The organism is Solibacillus sp. FSL K6-1781 (assembly GCF_038630735.1).
Classification (GTDB): domain Bacteria; phylum Bacillota; class Bacilli; order Bacillales_A; family Planococcaceae; genus Solibacillus; species Solibacillus silvestris.
On record NZ_CP152038.1, the window covers coordinates 3,395,405 to 3,414,577 of the forward strand.

Below are 19,173 nucleotides of genomic sequence, written 5' to 3' on the forward strand. Positions count from 1 at the left end.
TTTGGAGATGAAATTATATGAAGAACAAAAAACCGACAGTCATTGATATGTTTTGTGGCTGTGGAGGACTATCAAGAGGGTTTATGGATGCCGGTTATGAAGTTCTATTAGGCATTGATAATAATGAAGATGCGTTAAAAAGCTTTAGAGCAAATCATGATGGAGCTGTAGGAATGAATGGTGACTTATTCCAAGACTCTACTATCTTGCAAATGGCAAGCGCAACTAATAATAGACAAGTTGATTTAATTATTGGTGGCCCTCCTTGCCAAGGTTTTTCATTAACGGGAAGCCGAATTGAAAATGATGAAAGAAATAGACTATTTAATGCAATGGTTCATGCAGTAGAATTTTTTCAACCACAAGCTTTTCTCCTTGAGAATGTACCAGGCTTAGTAACTCTATACGGTGGTAAAGCAAGAACTGCTATAATAGAGGAATTTTCTAAATTAGGTTATACAGTAACTGATAAAATTTTATATGCACCGGACTATGGTGTGCCTCAAATTAGAAAAAGACTATTTTTCATTGGTTTATTAAACGGCCAAGAATTTGAATTCCCCGAACCATTATTTACGCCTAATAATTATGTAACAACTGGGGATGCAATAAGCGATCTTCACGACTTTAGCCCAAATGATATGGGTGAAGAAGTCAGTGAGTATCGAAATGAGCCTAAATCTAAATATCAAAAAATGATGAGAAAAAACTCAAAGTTACTTTATAATCATGTAGGAACTAAACATACAGATCATGTTATTGAAGTAATATCTCAAGTACCTGAAGGTGGAAATCATAAAGACCTTCCTCCAGGCGTTGGTGATAGTCGTAAATTTAATGAAGCTTGGACACGTTATCATAGAAATAGACCATCTAAAACTATTGATACTGGTCACCGTAATCACTTTCATTACGAATTTAACCGCGTTCCTAGTGTAAGAGAAAATGCGAGGTTACAATCTTTCCCAGATGACTTTAGATTTTATGGGAATAAAACTCAACAATATCGTCAAGTTGGAAATGCTGTACCTCCTTTACTTGGATTTGAACTTGGAAAGAAACTCAAAGATCACTTGAAATAAGGAGCTAATATTATGAATTTTATTGATATTTTTGCAGGTTGTGGAGGGCTCTCAGAAGGTTTCGAGCAGAATCCTAACTACAATATGTTAGCTGCGGTAGAATGGGAAAAACCTCAAGTAAATAATTTAAGAAATCACCTTCGAAATAATTTTGGTATAAATGATGCTAGTGAGCGAGTAATTCACTTTGATGTACAGCGAACAGATGAACTTATCAACGGTTGGCAAAATGATCCTAAATATGAGTCACATCAAGGTTTAGATAATTTGATCAACGGAGAAAAAGTAGATTTAATTATCGGTGGTCCTCCATGCCAAGCATATTCTATCGCTGGACGCATACGTGATAATAATGGAATGAAAGATGATTATCGAAATTTTTTATTTGAAAGTTATATGCGCCTTGTCCGTCATTATCAGCCAAAATTATTTGTTTTTGAAAACGTACCAGGCATTTTAAGTGCTCGTCCAGGTAACGGTAGACTTGTAACGGAATTAATACGCGAAGAAATTCGAAATTCCGGATATGAAATAATAGATGACTTACGTCAAGCACAATTTGACCTTACCCAATATGGTATTCCTCAAAATCGTAAACGTGTGATTATTATAGGATTACGTCGCGATTTATATGATGACCATCAAGAAATATTGCAGAATTTCTATGAAAATGTTATACCATTATATAGAGAGGACCTGCAAACTGTCAGAGATGCTATTAGCGATCTTCCACATTTCATTCCAACTGGTACCGTGGAAAGAGTAAATGGAAAAAACGTATCACACACATATAATTTTGATGTCCCCAACCATTTCCCTCGTTTCCATAGTGAACGAGACATTCAAATTTTTCGAATCTTAGCTGAGGACATTGAAAGTGGACGTAATGAATATGTTAGTACCGGGGCCTTGCGTCATTTGTATACAGAAATGACTGGTCGTCATTCTAATGTGCATAAATATCATGTACTGAGATGGAATGAACCAAGTAATACTATTCCAGCCCATTTATATAAAGACGGCCTACGCCATATTCACCCTGATCCTACTCAAGCACGTTCCATTACTGTTCGTGAAGCTGCAAGACTTCAAACATTCCCAGACAATTATGAATTTATATCTAGTACGGGAGATAATTATAAAATGATTGGAAATGCGGTACCACCGAAATTTGCAGCTAAATTAGCAAGCGCTTTACTAAATATTTTAATTTAATTTTTCATAGGTTCAGAATCCATTAATTGGAACCCTGAACCTTTTTTTGTATAATATAATTCATATCAAAAGGAAGTGTTTAAATGACATACTTATTAAAACGCCTAGGTCATCAGGAACTTGGTAGTATTACTCCACAAAGACCCACTCCTGCAAGGGGACGATACTTAATGGTTACTAAAAACAATGAATTTTTAAATAGTCTCCCCTACCTTTCAAAAACTGTATTAAATGATTATCAAATACTAACAATTATCCCTTTATATAAAAATCGTTTCGAGCGAAATTATTGTACTTTTGTATATAATAATGATAAATACCATGGTGGTGGTAATGGTGGACAGCCTCGTGATGAATATCGTATTTACTTAAATCGCGCTTTAGAAGGCGATACATATTATTTTGAAGCAAATGACATTTTAGTTTTAAAACCATATATATATACTACAAATGTCGGTGGAATTGATGAATCTGAAACAGTTTACTTTGCATATTTAGAAAAAAATCGATCAAGTAAATTATATCGTTATCTCGACGATTGTATAAATAATTACCCAATACGGGGCGGTTACGGTATTTTGGATGATGAAATAGAAGAAGTGGAACAAGCAATAAATAATATATTAGATCCAATAGATGTTAACCCTACTCAAAATATGGAGTACTTTAACGAAAATACAGCAATAGATGTTTCTTCCAGAATTACATCACATTTAAATAACAGTGAACGTTCTATAGAAGATTTATTTAATAGTCAGGCAATGTTCCGAAATTTTGTTCAAGTAGCATATGAAGGTCGCTGTGCTGTTACTAATCAAGTAATTCGTTCTGGGAACTTCAATAACTTACAAGCTGCTCATATCCACCCACGTAGTCATAATGGTTTTTACACCCCAAACAATGGCATTTTAATGAATCGCGATATGCATTGGGCTTTTGATGTTGGATGTTTTACAATTAATGATGATTATGTAATTAAAGTTCACCCCGAGGTAGAAAGTGAATACCTACATTCTTTTAATGGTCATCAAATATTCATACCGAAAACAGATTTCTTCCAACCTTCCCTAACAAACCTCGAATACCATCGAGCTAACATATATGGTACTTTTTTAAAAAGAGGTCGTATTATGTAACATACCCTAAAATATGGAAGAGCTAAATGAATAGAACTTCCATATTTATTTTATATATAAAAATAACTAAAATAATCACTCATACTCATTTTATAGATAAAAAGTAGTTAACAAGAGGTTTCCAAGAGCTATGTATTTATTCTTATATCTTTTAATTGAAAATTTCTTTACCCTACCATTTAAATTTGATTACTAATTAATTTCCATATAAACCCTCTTTTTCGATTATAATCATATCTGATATAATAAATTTCTACTACGGTTTATACCTCCTCTATTCCCCCTAGCTAGCAGTATCATCACATTTTACAAATTATCACATAAATACAATTATACAGTGTAAAAATACTAGTAATTTAGTATTATAAAAGTAATAATAAATATTATAGGAGGAAATATATTGAAGGATTTAATATTAACTCCTTTCGCACCAAATTTAGTGGAGTCTACACGTTCAATTGGTTACTCCTTTGAAACGGCATTAGCAGACATTATTGACAACTCAATAAGTAATTTCGCAAACCGTGTCGATGTAAAATTTTCTAATACCGACACTCCATATGTAGCTGTCATCGATAATGGAATTGGAATGAGTACAGACGAACTTGAAAAAGCCATGCGTTATGGAAGTAGTAGCTCCCTAGAAAAGCGAGGAGAAACTGATTTAGGTAGATTTGGGCTAGGTTTGAAAATGGCTTCAATGTCCCAATGTAGAAAGCTTACTGTTATTACCAAACATAAAGGCAAAATTTCAGCTGCAACATGGGATTTAGACTATATTTATCAAACTGAGGATTGGACTTTAAAAAGATATACTCAGGTGGAAATTTCTAATCTTAGATTTTCATCTTCCTTAGATAACTATGATACAGGCACAATTGTATTATGGGAGAATTTAGACAGAATTTCGGAATCGCCAAAGGATTTTGATAAAGAGTTCAATGAAAAACTAAATTTTGCAGATAAACATTTAGCACTTGTGTTTCATAGATTTTTAGAAAATAAATTGTTTAGACAGCATTTTGAACTTTTTTTTAATAATAGACCAGTAGAGCCAATAGATCCGTACTTATTATCTAACAAAGCGACACAGCCCTTAGAAGAAGAAACACTTTTTATAAATCAAATACCAATAAAAATCAAACCATATATTACCCCTTATATTAGTAAGCTCTCTGCAAAAGAAAGACAAATGCTAAATGAATATAAAGATTTAAATTTAAAACAAGGACTTTATATTTATAGAAATAATCGACTAATCATTTGGGGAAAGTGGTTCCGTTTACTAAGTGACGGGGAATTAAAGCGTCTTGCAAAGGTACGTATAGATCTTCCAAATAAGATCGATACATATTGGAAAATTGATGTAAAAAAATCATCTGCTCAAATTCCAAGTATGATTAAAGAGCAACTTAAACAAATTGTTCTACGTGTAGTTGGTAAAAGTGAGCGTGTCTATAGATATCGTGGAAGAAAAGTAACACAAGATAGTTATCTGCATATCTGGAATAAAATAGAACATCGTGAAAAGATGCAATACTTAGTAAATCGTGACATTCCAATTTTTAAAGCGTTACAAGACTCATTAAATGAGGAGCAATATAAACTTTTAGATGGATTTATAAAAAGTATTGAAGATAATTTCCCATATTCTGCTGTTTATTACGACCTTGCACAAGATGAACAATTTGAAGATAAAATACTTGAAATTGAGCAGGTTTACGAGATAGCAAAAAATACGATCGATACATTAGCTAGTAATAAAGATGAGCAAATTAAACATTTAAAAATGTTGTCATCAATTGATATGTTCCAAAAATATCCTGAGGTTATTCAAATGCTAAAAGAGGAGTTAGTTCAAAGTGAATAAAGAAATTGTAACAGCAATTGAAGATTTTACAACTGCAATGCTACCTAATAATAAACTTGAAGAAATTACTGAAGCAAAGATTAAAGAGACTCTTGAAATTATTCTTCCAATGGTTCAAATTAAATTTCAAATCACTCAGATAGATCGAGCAGATATTGAAGCGGCATTAACTAATCTAGAAGAAAGTTATGAGATAACAATGGACACGGGCACTCTCTTAAAAGAGGATAATTATAAGAAGTGGTATCACAGTTCTAAAGCTGAGCGTGGAACTGATTATTGGGATCGATATAACCGCTATCTTGTAAAAGATGTAAAATTACCCTCAAAGGTTATTAATAAAATCGAAGAAGCTTCTGAAGACATTATGGATGTTCTTGGTGACCCACATTCTTCAACAAGCTTTAAGCGTAGAGGTCTAGTAATTGGTTCTGTTCAATCTGGTAAAACGTCTAATTATACAGCTTTAATTAATAAAGCTGCGGATAGTGGTTACAAAGTTATTATTTTGTTAACAGGTACAATTGAAAAGCTGAGAAAACAAACGCAAGGGCGGATCGATGAGGGCTTTGTAGGTGCTGATAGTAGGAATAATATTGAAAATAAAAAAAGAAATACAGTTTTAGGTGTTGGTAAGTATAAAAATATCAATGTAGCATCTTTTACAACGACAGAAAAAGATTTCGATTCAAAGGGACTTAATGTAAAATTGTCATCTGTAACAGATCCAGTCATTTTCGTTATTAAAAAAAATAAATCAATTTTAGAGAAACTACACAATTGGCTTAAAGGAAAAAATGCTGATCCTACAACAGGTATGATTGACTTACCATTACTGCTAATTGATGATGAGGCAGATAACGCATCAGTTAATACCAATAATCCTGATAAAGATCCCACAGCAATTAATAACGGAATTCGGAATTTGCTAAGATTATTTAACAAGTATAGCTATGTAGGCTTTACTGCAACACCTTTTGCAAATATTTTTATTGATCCACAATTAGGTGTTGAAGGAAATGATGATTTATTTCCAAAAGATTTTATTTATTTGTTAGAGCAACCTTCAAATTATGTCGGACCGATACAAATGTATCGAGAAAATGGTCAATACAATTACATGATTAGACATAATGATGATATGGAAAATATTCTAAAGTTGAAACATAAAAATGGTACAACCATCTCAGAACTACCAGATTCACTTAAGCAATCAATTAATCTTTTCTTAATTGCAAATGCAGTTCGTGATTTACGCGGTCAAGAAAATAAACATCGTTCGATGCTTATTCACGTTTCAAGATTTATTAGCGTTCAAAAAGAGGTACAAGAGCATGTACGAAATCACTTTAATTACGCAAAAGAGCAAATTAAAAATTATGCACTTGCCGATGAAGAAAAACCTTTCATTAAGGAATTACGTACCCTTTTTGAGAAAGAGTATGGTAAAGAGAAAGTTGCAAATTACGGATTAGAATCATTTAAAAAAGTAAGAATTAAAGAAAAATGGGAAGATGTAAAACGAGTCCTTTATAAAGCTATTAGTCCAATCCAAGTCCATACAGTAAATAGTGGATCGGCTTCCCAACGAATGAACTACGAAGAATACGATGAAGGCTTACGATTAATTGCAATTGGTGGTTTGAGTCTAGCTCGTGGATTAACACTTGAAGGCTTAACAATTAGCTATTTTTATCGAAACACAAAAATGTATGACACTTTGATGCAAATGGGACGTTGGTTCGGATATCGTGATAAATATGCAGATTTATGTAGACTTTGGACTTCATTTGAGTCAGCAGGATGGTATGAACACATCGCAGAAGCAACAGAAGAATTACGAAATGAAATAAAGCGTATGTCTTGGGAAAAAAAACGTCCTATAGATTTTGGATTACGAGTACGTTCTGCAGAGGATACACCGTTAATAGTGACTGCAAGAAATAAATTAAGGCACTCAGAACAGATAAAGCTTGTAAGACAGTTGAATGGTCGAATGATTGAAACAGCGATCCTTCCCTCTAAGAAAGAAGAGATCGAAGCAAATAACAATGTAATCGAACGTTGGTTAGTAAATAACAAACACTATTCAGTGAAGAACACTTCCGATTTAGGTGTCCAAAAGCCGACTTTTAAAAATGTGCCAAAAGAAACAATTATTGATTTATTAACATTAGTTGAGTATCCATACATGAATGAGTTTTCAAAGGACAGCGTTTTTGTAGGTGAGATTAAGAAAAGTACTTCTAAATTATTTGATAAATGGGACGTTGTAGTTGCAACTAATCGTCTTAAAAATAATGTAGAACCCAAAATATTTGGTGAAATTGCTATTAATCCAATTACCCGTTCTTTTGACTTTTTTGGAACAGGTCATTATGTTAGGATGTCTAAATCTAAAAAAAGATTAGGCTCTACTGATTACGCATTGACAGGCCTGCTACAGGAGGAAAAGAAATTAATTGAAAATAGTGTATCCCAGCTTTTGCAAGGTCAAAAGAATAAAAAAGGTGGCCAAAAGTCTCCTACTCAAAATATGTACTTTAATACTGGCATTGAGCGTAACCCATTAGTCGTAATTTATCCTGTGCAACTACTAAGTTCACCAAATGGTTTAGATCCTGAGGTAGATAAATATGTTGATGCAACAAATAAATTAATTACAGGTATAAGTATTGGTATTCCTGATATTAAAGGAGTTAAATCTGAAACCTATGAATACGTTGTGAATAAGGTTTATCAAATGGAACTTATTGAGGGTAGTTCTAATCAAAATGATTGGGATGATGATTATGATGAAGATGATGAGTTCAATGATTAGTGGGGTATTAAAATGAAAATTGAAGAAAATAAGTATAAACGTCTTCCAAACACCCACAGCTTTGGTTTATACACAGGGTTCGATAATATAGGTAGAACAAGTTTGTTTGTTAAATTATCTAAAAAACCTTCCTTTACTACTAGTAGTAAGTATTTAATTTTTGAATATAATAAAAGGCACGATGGATTGTGGGCACTGACAGTATCGATTGCAGAACAACAATATGTAGATGTATTTAATAAACTCGTTGCTGATTTGGTAAATACTGTTTGTGGAATAAATAATTCATTGGTTGCAGAAAGAATGTTTATACAACGATTTATTGCATGGAAAACACTTTTTGAAAAAGAAGTTACCTCAATGTTAGATTTCAGTAAAATAGTAGGTCTTGCAGGTGAATTATATTTTCTAAGTGAATTTATGTTTGCAAAATATGGGATTGTAAATAGTTTGAATGCTTGGAGTGGACCTCTAGGAGCTGATAAAGATTTTAGTATTAATGATACATGGTTTGAGGTGAAGACAAAATCCTTAAAGAAAGACACGATACATTTAAACAGTAATAGCCAGCTTATTTCTAATAATTTAGGTTATTTAACTATTATATCCTATGAAAAAAGCAGCTTAGCAAATTCGAATTCAACTAACTTATTAGATTTGTATTATAAAATTAGCAATTTGATTGAGTCACAAAGTTTGCAATTAGAATTCGATAGAAAACTTATGAATCTTAATTTTATTCCAGACGAAAAGTATAAGGAAATAAATTTGGTATTTCATCAAATAGATTTTTTTGAAGTAAATAAAGAATTCCCGCAACTACCGAATATTGAATTTGAGAAGGTAATTAAAAATATTGAATACAATCTCTTTTTGCCTGAATTAAAACAATTTAAAGTTGAGGTATAAAAATGAAATCCTATAGAAACGAACTAGTTAATGAAATAAAAGCGAAGGCACTATCTGATAATATGTCTGATCGTGAATCATTTTTTCAAATATACTGTGAGAAGTTAGAGCAATCTGAAATTATTGAGGATTTCCACTACCTTCATTTTAATACTACAGGTAGCCGTAATCGATCCATACAAATTGATGGCTATGTTTATAATGAGTTAGATAATAAATTAACTATCTTTATTATACCTTCTTTAGCATATTTTGAAGATAAATCACTAACCAAAACAGAGGCCGATACATTATTTAAACGTGCAAAATATTTTTATTTTGATGTTGAAAAAATTGTAAAAGAAGCTGAGGAAAGTTCAGAAGGTTATGGTTTAGCTTATGATATTTTGAACAAAAAAATTGAGATTACTATTCTTGAAATAGTTATTTTAACAGATAGTGTGAAGTCGGATGCAATTAATATTATAGAAAGTACTATTGAAAAGAATATTCGAGTAGATTACTCAATTTATGATCTTTCTCGCATGAAACTTATTGATGAATCTGTAAATGGTAAAGAACCATTAATTATTGATCTCTGGGAGGATTTTCAGGCAGAGGGCATACCAGTACTTCCTGCATCTAAGACTAATGATTATCAAGCTTATCTATGTAATATTCCAGGTGAATTATTAGCAAAAATGTATAACAGGTATCAGTCACGTTTATTAGAAGGAAATGTTCGTTCGTTTTTACAAACTAAAGGGAAAGTTAATAAAGGCATTCGAAACACTATTATTAATAATCCGGAAATGTTTTTTGCCTATAACAATGGGATTGCAGCAACTGCCGAGGCTATTGAAATCTCTCAAAATAAAGAAGGTTTAGTAATCACAGGTTTTAAATCATTACAAATTGTAAATGGTGGTCAAACAACCGCTTCTCTCGCAAATTCATGGGAAAACGATACTAAACTTAATTCTATTGAACAAATTAAAAAGATATTTGTACCCATGAAGGTTTCAGTTGTTTCCCAAAAATCAGCTGAAGAATTAATACCTAATATCTCTAGATACGCTAACAGCCAAAATAAAGTAAGTGATGCTGACCTAGCATCTAACCACCCGTTCCATAGAAAAGTAGAAGAGCTTTCTAGGAGATTGCACGCACCTGCAGTTGACGGAGTTCAATTCGGAAAATATTGGTATTACGAACGTGCAAATGGCCAATATCGACAGGAAACCTATAAAGCTACAGAGACATCTAAAAAGAAATTTGAATTAAGAAATCCAAAAAATCAAATGTTTAAAAAAGTGGATTTAGCAAAGTATTACAATATTTATCTTCAAAAACCACACATAGCAAGTGCTGGTTCTCAAAAAAGTTTTAATAAATTCAGTGAATGGATGATTAAGCAGTGGGATAAAAATCCTGATTTTGTAAATGACGAGTTTTACCGAAAAGTTATTGCATTATGCATCCTTTTTAAAAAATCGGATACAATAATTCGTAATCAAGATTGGTACGACAGTTATAAAGCAAACATTGTCGCTTATACATTATCTTTAATTTTTTATAAAGTAGAAAAAGATTTCCCTGAATCTACAATTGATTTAAACCAAATTTGGAAAGACCAGGATTTGCCTTATGGATGGGAAAAACAAATTCAACAAGTGTCTTATCTTGTTTATAATCACCTAACAAGAGAAGATCGAACTGTTGAAAATGTTACAGAATGGGCTAAAAAGGAAACCTCTTGGAATTGGGCAAAGGAAATAGGATTTGATTATGATGCAGATTTTATTAATCAATTAGTTAATAAAAAGTATGTAAGTACACAAGAATATAGCGCTATTAAAGAACAAAAGAAAGAAAATGAATTAAATGCATTACTACAGGTTTATGAATATGGGTCTGATTTTTGGACAGGTGTATATGACTGGGGGATTCAAGAAAACATTTGGAATGTGCAGGATGTTAACTTTTTAAAATTAGCTATGGCCATTGATCAAGGTAAAGTACTCTCAGATAAACAAGCGGCAAAAATTCTTCAACTACTCGAAAAAGCTAGAGTAGAAAGTTTTCCGAAGTAGGAATAAGGGATGATTGTTTATGTCATCCCTTTTTTGATCAATTTTTATGGATTAAATTTGTTGAAATTAAAAAAAGATTAAATACTAAAATTGAAATGATATATATCGTTAATTTCATCGTAATAAATATCAATATCTTCTCTACCGTAATTTCTCAAATCATTTCTAGTTATCAAATGAAGATCTGAAACCCCTAATCGAGTTCTTAAATATAAACCTAAAATTGATTTATCATTATACGTAGATAGTTGTTTAGGATATACTATACCATCCACTTCTTGTGAACCCTCTAGTAAACAAATCATTCTTGTACCGTCATCCCACAATACGCTAATAGTGCTACTACGAGATGGAAAGAAATTAGGATTTTGTCTAAAAAAATCTTTATTTAAAGCAATATAAGCATCTGCTGTACAAACATTCCCATTAGAAAATCCCCAATTTAAACCTGCTTGCCTTTGTACTTCCTGCTCTCTTCTGCTATACAAATAAACTGTCGGCATATAAATCCCCCAAATTTCCATATTTTACAAATATTATAACATGTAAAAGTTTTACAAGTAAATAATTTTATACTATATTAAAAATTCAGATACATCTATATTAGGTCGATTATTTTGTCTGATTACAAAAGTGCTATTAGAATTATAAACCTCAACATGATAGTAAAAATCGCCTTTTTCTTTTTTTGTAATACCTAAATATGGAAGTATCCCCTTAAAAACTTTATAGGGAATTAATAAGACATTTTTTGTAGGAGTACCACACCCCAATGAAACATAGGAAGTCCCTCCATTATCTAGAAATTCTTTTTGGTGAAGTCTAATTGAATACCAATATTTCTCTTTATTATTTTTCAAAGAATACATTTTCGAATTTAAAGATATTATATTTATTTCATTTTTGGTATCTGTATAATTTCGTCTTCCCTGTTTTACCAGTATCGTTTTTAAATGATTCTCAATTTTGTCAATTGTAAAATCAGTTAAATTATTGTCATGAGAGATATTGTCTTCATTGACCTGATTTTCATCAAGCTGTAGATCCTCCGCTGTATAAAAAATAACATCAATTAATTTATCAATTTTTGTATATTCTACAGGTTTTAATATTTGGTTAATCTGATGAAATGTTCTTTGGTCATTTAAATTTTCTTTCACCAACATTAATTTAATTAGAGCATCTGTACTTATTAATCTAATATCCCATGCATGCTTGGAGCCTCGAATTTGAGCTTCGAGGTCTCCAGTGTCTTTTCTGCCAACTACTATTAAAATTGAGGAATTTTTTTCATCTAATTCTTTAGATTCAATTAATTTTTCTCTATACCGAGCTAAATTATCTAAATTAATTCTATAAGTATCTGTCGTTTTAACCTCAACTAAAAACCTATAATTTTCATTAATTGTCCAAATCCCATCAAAACCTATTATATTTTTTCTACCTCTATATACGCCGTGTTCACACTTATATCCAAGTCGAATTCCTATTTCATTTATTATATCTTGAAGTGCAAAACCACTATTTTCAAAAGAACTTACTAAGCATTCTTCACAATATCGTTTTAAAATATCTGTTGAGACTAAATTCAATAGTTCTCTAAATTCTTTTGATGTATTACTATTATCAGCTAGTTTTCCATCCCCAAAGAAATGTATAATTTGATCTACACTCTTAGTAAGCAACGATTTTTTGTTATTTTTCCAAAAATCTTTTACATCCATCTTCTCACCTCATTCTTTAACATAAAAAATTTATCATTAATCCCTTAACTCTTGAGTCTGCATTTCATTAAATGGTATGCACTAAGCCTAAATGTACAGGTCACACAAAATTTAAGAACCAATTAAAAATGGTAATGACTTCCAAGAAATTTTATACTATATAAAAATATATTCATATAAAAAATAAAAAACCCTTGATATACAAGGGTTTTAAACATCATTTAAGTCTATACAAGACTCAATTATATGGAGACGGTGGGAGTCGAACCCACGTCCAGAAGCTCCAATACACCGGCTTCTACGCGTGTAGTTTGTCTACTTGCAATTCGCGAGTTCTTATGCCGACAAACAGGCGTCCGAATCGCTAACCTGGGAATCTCTTACCGTTGACTCAGGTGGTGCCAACGATCGTATCCCACTTAAGTTGAACCCAGCGTAGTCTACATGGGCGATAGACAGGCTGAGTGCTACGCGCTATTAAGCTGCGAAAGCGAAGTTTTGTTGTTTGCCAGTTATTATATAACTTCCGTTGTTGACGAAGACGAGACCTCCGACGCGCGACCAGAGCTTGAACCACCCCTGTCGAATCCGTAACGTCCCCGAGTAGTAGTAAACCCGAGTTAAGTTCGGAAAAGAGCTAAATGCTCTTTAAAACGTGTACCGTATGAGTAGATACACACTGGCTAGTACAGTCAATTATATGACAAACCGGCTGAGCTTGCAAGTAAATCTGCTTCTCTCGTACACTGCCAATATTTTCTTAACCTTGTTTATGCATCTGGTTGCGGTAGTCTACCGGTGTGACACCGTGGAAACGCTTGAACAGTTGTGTAAATTCAAAGTAACCGTTCATGCCAATTATTTTTGAAATTTCCTTGAAGTCCATTTCCGTATCTTCCAGTAACCCTTCTGCTTTGTGTAAACGAACTTTCGTAATATATTCATTTACCGGCATTCCGACCTGCTGCTGGAAAATCATATTATAATTCGGATACTCGTCGGCAATTATTTCTTCAACTAATGCTAAACATTGCCCATGTACACTATACTTTTCAACTAAAATAACAACTTTATCAACCAGTTCTGCGTTGCGTAATCCATTCACTTGTGGAAATCCCCCTACATATGCTATTGCCATTGACTAAAACACCTCAAATTCTGTTATTTCAATCTTACGTTTACATCATCTTACATTTGTACCCCCATTTTTTAGATTGAAAACCACTATTTTTGCCCGAAAAAAAGAGATGTGTTAAAAAATAAACAAATTCGTTTAACACATCTCTTTTGGTTAATTTATTAATGCCGCTTAAAACGACGGATTTCCGGTTATTGCTGGCGATCCTTGAAAGCACGTTCCATGTCACGCTTCGCTTCTTTTTTCTTCATATCATGACGTTTATCGTAATCTTTTTTACCTTTTGCAAGACCGATTAGTAACTTCGCATAGCCGTCCTTAATATACATTTTCAGCGGAACAATTGTATAGCCGTCACGCTTCACGGCACCGACTAATTCACTGATTTGCTTTTTATGTAAGAGCAGCTTGCGTTCGCGTAATGGGTCATGATTGTAGCGGTTCCCTTGGTCGAATGGCGAAATATGCATATTTTTTACCCATGCTTCTCCGCCCATCACACTAATATACGCTTCCTTCAGCTGGACACGGGCACCACGTACGGATTTGATCTCCGTTCCTGTCAGTACCAACCCGGCTTCAATTGTTTCTTCTATGAAGTAGTCATGGCTCGCTTTTTTGTTTTGAGCTAAAACTTTACCTGCGCCTTTTGCCATTCGTTTTACACCTCTATTTTAAAGGTTAAGAGCTATGATGCCGAAAATGCATCATAGCTTCACACCTTACTATTTCTTTTTACTTTTTTTCTTTTTGCCTTTTGCGATGCCTTCGTAAAACTTCGGCTTATCGCCTGACTTTCCTTCTTTGCGGCGCCCGCGTGGATCACGGTCAGACGTGCCTGAACGTTTTGCTTTCTCAGGGCGTTCCTTGCTTCCGCCACGTGATTTGCGGTCACGTTTTTCGCCTGTACGCTCATCATCTTTTTTACGGCCTTCTCGGCGACCTGCATGAATCACTTTTGATGTTTGACGACGAGCCGGACGTGGACTGCTTACCATATCGACGATTTCAAAATCAACCGAAGATTCTTCGATTACGACATTCGCCACACGGATTTTCACTTCATCCCCGATGCGGAACTGGCGGCCAGTACGCTCACCGATCATCATCATATGACGGTCTTCAAAGCGGTAGTAGTCGTCGGTCATATTCGAAATATGCACAAGACCTTCCACTGTATTTTCAAGCTCTACGAAAATACCGAAGTTCGTAATCGATGACACGATCCCTTCGAACTCTTCCCCAATTTTATCGGACATAAACTGCGCTTTTTTCAATGCATCTGTATCACGCTCTGCTTCAACCGCACGACGCTCACGGCCAGATGTATGGTCCGCAATTTCATCCATTACCGCGCTCCACTGTACAACCGTTTCCTTCGATGTATCGCCATTCACTAAATACGTACGAATTAAACGATGGACGATTAAATCCGGATAACGACGGATCGGTGATGTGAAGTGCGTATAAAACTCTGTCGATAAACCGAAGTGACCTAACGACTCGGCATAGTATTTCGCCTGTTGCATCGAACGCAGCAACATTGTTGAAATAACCGGTTCTTCCGGCAAGCCTTCAATCGAACGAATAACTTCCTGCAATGCTTTCGGATGTACCGAATTTCCAGTACCTTTGATCATAATACCAAAATTTGTAACAAATTCAAAGAAGCGTTGTAATTTTTCAGGCTTCGGATCTTCGTGGATACGGTAGATGAACGGCAGCTCCATCCAGTGGAAATGCTCGGCAATCGTTTCGTTCGCTGCAAGCATGAACTCCTCGATCAGACGCTCTGCAACAGTACGTTCGCGTAACACGATGTCTGTCGGCCAGCCGTCTTCGTTAACAAGTACTTTTGATTCTTTGAAATCAAAGTCGATCGCACCGCGCGCCATACGTTTGTTGCGTAGAATTTGCGCTAAATCGGCCATATCTTTGAACATCGGCACTAAGTTTTCATAGCGCTCCATTAATTCCGGGTTTTCGTCCGGATTTTCTAAAATGTTATAAACATCCGAATACGTCATACGCTCCGTCGTTTTAATCACACTTTGGAAAATTTCATGCTTCACAACTTGCCCAGCCTGATCAATCGTCATTTCACATGACAATGTTAAACGGTCCACCTGTGGATTCAATGAACAGATTCCGTTTGATAAACGGTGCGGAATCATCGGAATTACACGGTCCGTCAAGTAAACCGAAGTCGCGCGTTCATACGCTTCCTGATCCAGTACAGAGCCTTGTGTCACATAATAGCTGACATCGGCAATGTGTACACCCAGTTTGTAAGTGCCATTGTCATTTTTTACAACGGTAACAGCATCATCCAAGTCTTTCGCATCGGCACCATCGATTGTCACAATAACTTCATTGCGCAGGTCACGACGTCCGACTAAGTCCTGTTCGGTAATTTCATCCGGTACGTCGATTGCCGCCTGGACAACCTCTTGTGGGAATTCTGGCGGAATATCGTATTTATACAGGATCGATAAAATGTCCACACCCGGATCATTTTTATGACCTAAAATTTTCGTGATCATCCCTGTCGCAGATTTCGTTGCATCCGGCCAGTGCGTTACTTCTACAACGACTTTATGTCCGTCGACCGCACCCAGTGCATCCTCTTTTGCGATAAAGATATCCATATTCAATTTCTTATCATCTGTAACGACAAAACCAAAACCGCGATTCGCCTGGTATGTACCGACAAATGATGTTTTGCTGCGTTCGACGATTTTAACAACCGTCCCTTCACGGCGGTCACCTGATTGTTCCTTTAATACACGTACGAGCACGGTATCTTCATTTAAAGCACCATTAACTTCGTGTGCCGGGATGAAAATATCGTCCATGCCTTGTTCTTCCGGTGCGACGAACCCGAATCCTTTCGCGTTCCCGATAAAGCGGCCGCGCAGTAAGTTCATGCGTTCCGGTAAACCATAGCGATTTGAACGGGAGCGCACGATTTGTCCCTGTGCTTCCATTTTTACGAGTGTTTTGACTAATTCACGGAAATCATCCGCTTCTTCTAATTCTAGTGCATCTTCAATTTCCGATACGGTCATCGGTTTATAGCCATCGTCCTTCATCATATCGAGGACGCGCTGTTGTAATTCATTTTGTTGTGTCATGTATTATTTCCCTCCTTTGAACAGAAAATAAAGTTTCTTACGATTTTGTGCTTTTGGAATTAACTATTGGTACTCGTGGATTTCCGTTTCGGCGGACGCTTTCCACGGGCACGGTCTTACACGAAAGTCTCAGGCGCCGATGCTCCTGTCGCTGCGCTTTCGTCGCAAAATAAATTTTGCTATTCCCGTAGGAAGCTTGCTTGTGACGAAAGGCGGTAGCCGTCAGTCACACTCGCCGCCTACACTCCAATCCACTAGAAAAATTCCAATTTACGAAGTTTCGTAAAAAACAAAAATTTATTCACACCATTAGACTATCCAATCTAACGAATTTAAAAACGTGAGAACTTCTTCATGAAGCTGGTCTTTTTCTTTGTCGAGTGTGATGACATGACCCGAATGCTCATACCAGCTGATTTTTTTGTCGATCGATTCGACGGTATCATAAATAATATTGGCTGAATCGGGGTTGATGACTTTATCGTTGCGCGATTGGATTACCAAAATCGGCGCATATAGTAAGTCGATTGTCTCTCGTACATCGTAAATTAATTGCTGCAGTTCTGGCAGTGATGCCATTCCCTGCTGCTTGATTGCTTCAATCTCTAATTCAATTTCCTGTTCATTTTTACCTTGTTGTTTTTTATATTGTTTTGCATATTCAAGTACGCCTTCAAACATAATGTCTGTCGTGCGCATCGTCATCGGCGAGCACATTGTGACAACGCCTTTCACCGGATGACTTGTCGCAAGCTTGAGTGAAAATACGCCACCGAGCGATAGTCCTGCAACGGCGATTTCTTCATAGCCTGCCTCTTTTAATTGAGTATACCCGTTTTTTACATCTTGCCACCATTCTTCGGGATTTGAGACAATGAGTTCTTCTGGCGGAACACCATGTCCTTTATAATGTGGGGCAAGCGATGTGTAGCCGTGCTTTTCCAAAAAGCGTCCAAGCATCCGCACATCTGCCGAACTCCCTGTAAACCCATGTAATAATAGTACCGCTCTCGGCCCTGCCTGAAAGAAGAACGGTGAAGACAAAGCTGATTTCATACTGATTGCTCCCGTCTTGTTCCATAATATGAAAGATCCGATTCAATCACACCATTGAATCGTGGAAAACTTTTCATTTCTTTCTTCTATTATACTGTGTTTGGGCCCACACTAAAAGAAAAAGCCCAACCTAGCATTAAATGCTTGGTTAGGCGTTTAATTTCAATCCACTAAAATTTTGTAATAGCGAGCGGTAACATGTAGAAAGCTACAGAAAGAACTAGTCTTTTCTATATTTACGGTTACCTACTTTAAAAATGGAAAAGCTACAAAGGCAAGTAATACAACCCCTCAGCAGCTTTTCAACATTCTAATTTATAAGGTTATTGGACTAATCTCAATTTTCTGTAATAAATGATGATGACCATGACGATTCCGCCTACTACAAGAGCCCCACAGAGTAATAGATAATTTATTAGGTTTGTTGAACTGTCAGGCAAAATCGGACCACCTGGTGACATTGGACTCCCTAAGCTGGAAATCTGCCCTATAATTTCCTCTTGAACTGGCTCACTTTCATTTCCTTGTGCTGTAAAAGTGAAAGCAAATGAAGACTGAAGTGCTTGAAATTCGTTACCGAGATGCTCCGGAAAACGAATCGTCACTTCCAGATTTTCCTCGTTTCCAGTTGCCAGTTTTCTTATTGGTAATGATTTGAAGTTAGCCAATTTGTCTTGATATAGTTGTTCGTCATTAGCTTTTATTTCCAGCAGCAGCTCATTAAACAGCTTTTCATCTCCACTATTTTGTAGCTGCATTTGATATTCGAAATCTTTACTCCCGATATTCTTTACTGTAATTGTCCTAGGCGCCCAATCACCCGGCTTCATATTACTAACTTCAAATAGAGTATCTGTCGGTGTGATACTGATGTCTATTTCTTTATTTTCCGTATCATTTTCTCCCTCTGCATATACACTAGTTACGGGAGACAACGATACCCAACTAAATAGTAAAAGAAGCGGTATAATTTGAAACAGTTTTTTCATATAATGCCTCCATATCCTTGCAATCGA

14 protein-coding genes and 1 other RNA gene are annotated in these 19,173 nt (G+C 35.1%); 7 read left to right on the forward strand and 8 right to left on the reverse strand.

Annotated features, from left to right (window positions below):
- The first annotated feature begins 17 nt into the window (after positions 1 to 17).
- From MHH37_RS17235 to MHH37_RS17265, 7 genes are all read left to right on the forward strand, one after another.
- Positions 18 to 1,082, forward strand: a complete 1,065-nt coding sequence (locus MHH37_RS17235) for a DNA cytosine methyltransferase (protein ID WP_342574008.1) — start codon at positions 18 to 20, stop codon at positions 1,080 to 1,082.
- A gap of 12 nt (positions 1,083 to 1,094) precedes the next feature.
- Complete coding sequence (locus MHH37_RS17240) at positions 1,095 to 2,297, forward strand: DNA cytosine methyltransferase (protein WP_342574010.1); 1,203 nt, start codon at positions 1,095 to 1,097, stop codon at positions 2,295 to 2,297.
- An 83-nt stretch (positions 2,298 to 2,380) separates the two neighbouring features.
- Positions 2,381 to 3,433, forward strand: a complete 1,053-nt coding sequence (locus MHH37_RS17245) for an HNH endonuclease (RefSeq protein ID WP_342574011.1) — start codon at positions 2,381 to 2,383, stop codon at positions 3,431 to 3,433.
- A 400-nt stretch (positions 3,434 to 3,833) separates the two neighbouring features.
- Complete coding sequence (locus MHH37_RS17250; protein WP_342574013.1) at positions 3,834 to 5,303, forward strand: ATP-binding protein; 1,470 nt, start codon at positions 3,834 to 3,836, stop codon at positions 5,301 to 5,303.
- Positions 5,296 to 8,124, forward strand: a complete 2,829-nt coding sequence (locus tag MHH37_RS17255) for a Z1 domain-containing protein (protein WP_342574014.1) — start codon at positions 5,296 to 5,298, stop codon at positions 8,122 to 8,124. The genes MHH37_RS17250 and MHH37_RS17255 overlap by 8 nt, the downstream gene beginning before the upstream one ends.
- Before the next feature lie 12 nt (positions 8,125 to 8,136).
- Entirely contained in the window at positions 8,137 to 9,033 is an 897-nt protein-coding gene (locus MHH37_RS17260; protein WP_342574016.1) for a PD-(D/E)XK motif protein, read from the forward strand.
- Positions 9,034 to 9,035: 2 nt separating this feature from the next.
- Positions 9,036 to 11,105 carry an AIPR family protein gene (locus MHH37_RS17265; protein WP_342574017.1) on the forward strand — a complete coding sequence of 690 codons (2,070 nt, stop codon included), beginning with the start codon at positions 9,036 to 9,038 and terminating at the stop codon, positions 11,103 to 11,105.
- Positions 11,106 to 11,182: 77 nt separating this feature from the next.
- Here the strand turns inward: MHH37_RS17265 and MHH37_RS17270 are convergent, their stop codons facing one another.
- The 8 genes from MHH37_RS17270 to MHH37_RS17305 all read right to left on the reverse strand — a co-directional run bounded on the left by MHH37_RS17270 (position 11,183) and on the right by MHH37_RS17305 (position 19,146).
- Complete coding sequence (locus MHH37_RS17270; RefSeq protein ID WP_342574019.1) at positions 11,183 to 11,608, reverse strand: hypothetical protein; 426 nt, start codon at positions 11,606 to 11,608, stop codon at positions 11,183 to 11,185.
- A gap of 72 nt (positions 11,609 to 11,680) precedes the next feature.
- Positions 11,681 to 12,829, reverse strand: coding sequence for a hypothetical protein (locus MHH37_RS17275; RefSeq protein ID WP_342574021.1), 1,149 nt, complete (start codon positions 12,827 to 12,829; stop codon positions 11,681 to 11,683).
- A 244-nt stretch (positions 12,830 to 13,073) separates the two neighbouring features.
- Positions 13,074 to 13,430, reverse strand: a transfer-messenger RNA (tmRNA) gene (gene ssrA, locus MHH37_RS17280).
- A gap of 159 nt (positions 13,431 to 13,589) precedes the next feature.
- Entirely contained in the window at positions 13,590 to 13,967 is a 378-nt protein-coding gene (locus MHH37_RS17285) for an AraC family transcriptional regulator (protein WP_342574022.1), read from the reverse strand.
- A gap of 191 nt (positions 13,968 to 14,158) precedes the next feature.
- A complete protein-coding gene (smpB, locus tag MHH37_RS17290; protein ID WP_014822816.1) occupies positions 14,159 to 14,623 on the reverse strand; it encodes an SsrA-binding protein SmpB in 465 nt (154 codons plus the stop codon).
- Between the two features lie 69 nt (positions 14,624 to 14,692).
- Positions 14,693 to 17,101, reverse strand: coding sequence for a ribonuclease R (gene rnr / locus MHH37_RS17295; RefSeq protein ID WP_342574025.1), 2,409 nt, complete (start codon positions 17,099 to 17,101; stop codon positions 14,693 to 14,695).
- Positions 17,102 to 17,410: 309 nt separating this feature from the next.
- Complete coding sequence (locus MHH37_RS17300) at positions 17,411 to 18,157, reverse strand: carboxylesterase (RefSeq protein WP_008408961.1); 747 nt, start codon at positions 18,155 to 18,157, stop codon at positions 17,411 to 17,413.
- 323 nt (positions 18,158 to 18,480) lie between these two features.
- Positions 18,481 to 19,146, reverse strand: a complete 666-nt coding sequence (locus MHH37_RS17305) for a hypothetical protein (RefSeq protein ID WP_342574027.1) — start codon at positions 19,144 to 19,146, stop codon at positions 18,481 to 18,483.
- Between the last annotated feature and the right edge of the window lie 27 nt (positions 19,147 to 19,173).